The sequence below is a fragment of the Phenylobacterium sp. genome, assembly GCF_030698145.1.
Classification (GTDB): Bacteria; Pseudomonadota; Alphaproteobacteria; order Caulobacterales; family Caulobacteraceae; genus Phenylobacterium.
In genome coordinates, this window is record NZ_JAUYNW010000118.1 from 1 (window position 1) to 2,691 (window position 2,691).

The window sequence follows — 2,691 nt, forward strand, 5'->3', positions numbered from 1 at the left end:
CTGCGCAAAGCCGCCGAACGCACCGTCGAGGCCACCTGGCGGCGCATCGGCGATCTGCTCGGCCAATTCAGCCCAGCAGAATGCGCCAACTACCTCGTCAACTCAGGATACGCTCCAAGCTGAAACGGTCAGGCTCTAGGCGCTGGCGCTGGGCCGGGTCTTCATCCGGGCGCGCCAGGCGACTAAGTTGGTGAACTCCTCCTCGACCGGAAGGCCGATCCATTCGGCGAAGTCGACCGTGGAGAGCAGGCAGATGTCGGCCATGGTCAGGCCGTCGCCGACCAGGAACTCACGGCCTTCCAGCTCGCGGTTCAGGTACTTCTGCGCGCCCTTGTAGGTCTCCTTGTTGCTCTCGCCGAAGTCCTTGTACTGGGTCAGCAGGGCCGCCGTGCGCGGGTGCGCGTGGCGCCAGAAGCTGCCGACGGGCATCATGACCGCGAACTCCACCCGGCGGACCCACTGGTCGACCAGGGCCTTTTCCACGGGCGTCGTGCCGAACAGCGGCGGGGAGGGGTTGGTCTCCTCGAAATAGCGGCAGATCGCGACGGTCTCGGAAATGCAGGTCCCGTCGTCCAGCTCCAGGGTCGGGATCTGACCCATGGAATTCTTGGCCCGATACTCCGGCGACTTGTGTTCGCGCTTGAACATGTCGACCTTGGTTTCGGGGAGATCGATCCCCTTTTCCGCCAGGAACATGCGCACGCGGAACGGGTTCGGCGCCGGCATCGGCGCGCCATAGAGGATCATGGTGGTCTCCCAAATGAACGAAGTTATGCGGCCAAGCTATTTCGAACGATTGTTTGAATGCAAGCGATTATCCCTACGGCAGGTCGATGTCCGAAAGCCGCGAGAACCGATCGGCGACCGATGTTAGGTTGATGGCATGATCCAAGGCTTCACCCTCTTCGAGACGGCGGTCGGAACCTGTGGCGTGGTGTGGGGCGAGGCTGGCCTGCTGGGCGTCCACCTGCCGCCGATCGGCCCCTCCGACCCGCGCGCCAAGCTGGCCCGGCGGTTCCCCGACGCCGTCGAGGCGTCGCCGCCTCCGGCCGTGCAGGCCGCCATCACCGGCATGCAGGCCCTGCTTGAGGGAGCGCGCCTCGACCTGATGGAAATCGAACTGGACATGGCGGGCGTCGCGCCCTTCAACGCCAAGGTCTACGCAATCGCCCGCGCCATCCCGCCGGGCAAGACCCGCACCTATGGCGAGATCGCCCGCGAGATCGGCGACGTCTCGGTCTCCCGCGCGGTCGGCCAGGCGCTCGGCGCCAATCCCTGGCCCATCGTGGTGCCCTGCCACCGGGTGCTGGCGGCCGGCGGCGGCAAGGGCGGCTTCTCGGCCCCCGGCGGGACCGACACCAAGATGCGCATGCTCGAGATCGAAGGCGCGCTCGCCCCCGAGACCCTGCCGCTGTTCGGCGGGCTCTGAGCCTATCCCTCCTCTTTATGGGGAGGGACAGATCGCGAAGCGATCAGGGTGGGGAAGTCCGGCCAACGCGCGGATCCAGCCGGTTGGGCGCCGCTTCAAGCGCGGCGACAATCACATCCATCACTGTGTCGATATCCTCGCGCACGAAGTGGTTCCAGAACCGCAGAACCTGGAACCCCTCGCGCTTCAATATGGCGTCCCGCACCTCGTCGTGTGCTTTCCGGCCGTCTTCGGCATGCTGACTGCCATCGAGCTCGATGACAATCCGGCGACTGAAGCAGACGAAGTCGAGATAGTACCCGCGGAACGGCGCCTGCCGGCGGACATGGAAGCCGCGCTCACGCAACCGTTTGAGCCGCGCCCAGAGGCGGACTTCCTCGCGCGGCATGGCGTTTCGAAGCTCGCGGGCGCGCATCCGGGACATGGCCAGACTACCCCACCCTGGCGGCTTCGCCGCCTGTCCCTCCCCACAAGGAGGAGGGATGGCGCTAAGCGCTGACCAGCTTCCGCCGTCGCGCCCCGCGGCGTTCCTCGTGGCGCTTGAGGATCTCGGCGAGATAGCGGCCGGTCCAGCTCTTGGGGTTGGCGGCGACCTGCTCGGGGCTGCCCTGGGCCACGATCTCGCCGCCGCCGTCGCCGCCCTCGGGGCCGAAGTCGACGATCCAGTCGGCGGTCTTCACGACGTCCAGGTTGTGCTCGATGACCACCATGGTGTTGCCCTGGTCGGCCAGCTCATGGAGCACTTCCAAGAGCTTCTTCACGTCCTCGAAGTGCAGGCCCGTGGTCGGTTCGTCCAGGATGTAGAGGGTCTTCCCGGTCGCCCGGCGCGACAGCTCCTTGGAGAGCTTCACCCGCTGGGCCTCGCCCCCGGAGAGCGTCGTGGCCGACTGGCCGACCTTCACATAGCCCAGGCCCACCCGCTTCAGGGTCTCCATCTTGTCGCGCACCGGCGGCACGGCCTTGAAGAAGTCGGCGGCCTCCTCGACGGTCATGTCGAGGACCTCGGCGATGGACTTGCCCTTGAACAAGACCTCCAGCGTCTCGCGGTTGTAGCGCTTGCCGTGGCAGACATCGCAGGTGACGTAGACGTCGGGCAGGAAGTGCATCTCGATCTTGATCAGCCCGTCGCCCTGGCAGGCCTCGCAGCGGCCGCCCTTGACGTTGAAGCTGAAACGGCCGGGCCCATAGCCGCGCGCCTTTGATTCCGGCAGGCCCGCGAACCAGTCGCGGATCGGCTGGAAGGCGCCGGTATAGGTGGCCGG

At 66.5% G+C, this 2,691-nt stretch carries 4 protein-coding genes; 1 reads left to right on the top strand and 3 read right to left on the bottom strand.

From position 1 onward, the window contains the following. Nucleotides 1-135: 135 nt before the first annotated feature. On the bottom strand, nucleotides 136-747 hold the full coding sequence (locus tag Q8Q77_RS17275) for a glutathione S-transferase family protein (protein WP_305584930.1): 612 nt from the start codon (nucleotides 745-747) through the stop codon (nucleotides 136-138). 136 nt (nucleotides 748-883) lie between these two features. Here Q8Q77_RS17275 and Q8Q77_RS17280 point away from each other — a divergent pair, with 136 nt between their 5' ends. Next, nucleotides 884-1,429 carry a methylated-DNA--[protein]-cysteine S-methyltransferase gene (locus Q8Q77_RS17280; RefSeq protein ID WP_305584932.1) on the top strand — a complete coding sequence of 182 codons (546 nt, stop codon included), beginning with the start codon at nucleotides 884-886 and terminating at the stop codon, nucleotides 1,427-1,429. A 43-nt stretch (nucleotides 1,430-1,472) separates the two neighbouring features. Here Q8Q77_RS17280 and Q8Q77_RS17285 read toward each other — a convergent pair whose 3' ends face one another. Beyond that, nucleotides 1,473-1,853, bottom strand: coding sequence for an endonuclease domain-containing protein (locus tag Q8Q77_RS17285; protein ID WP_305584934.1), 381 nt, complete (start codon nucleotides 1,851-1,853; stop codon nucleotides 1,473-1,475). Between the two features lie 64 nt (nucleotides 1,854-1,917). Continuing rightward, nucleotides 1,918-2,691 (bottom strand): ATP-binding cassette domain-containing protein (locus Q8Q77_RS17290; protein WP_305584936.1); only part of this gene is annotated, 774 nt, incomplete at its 5' end.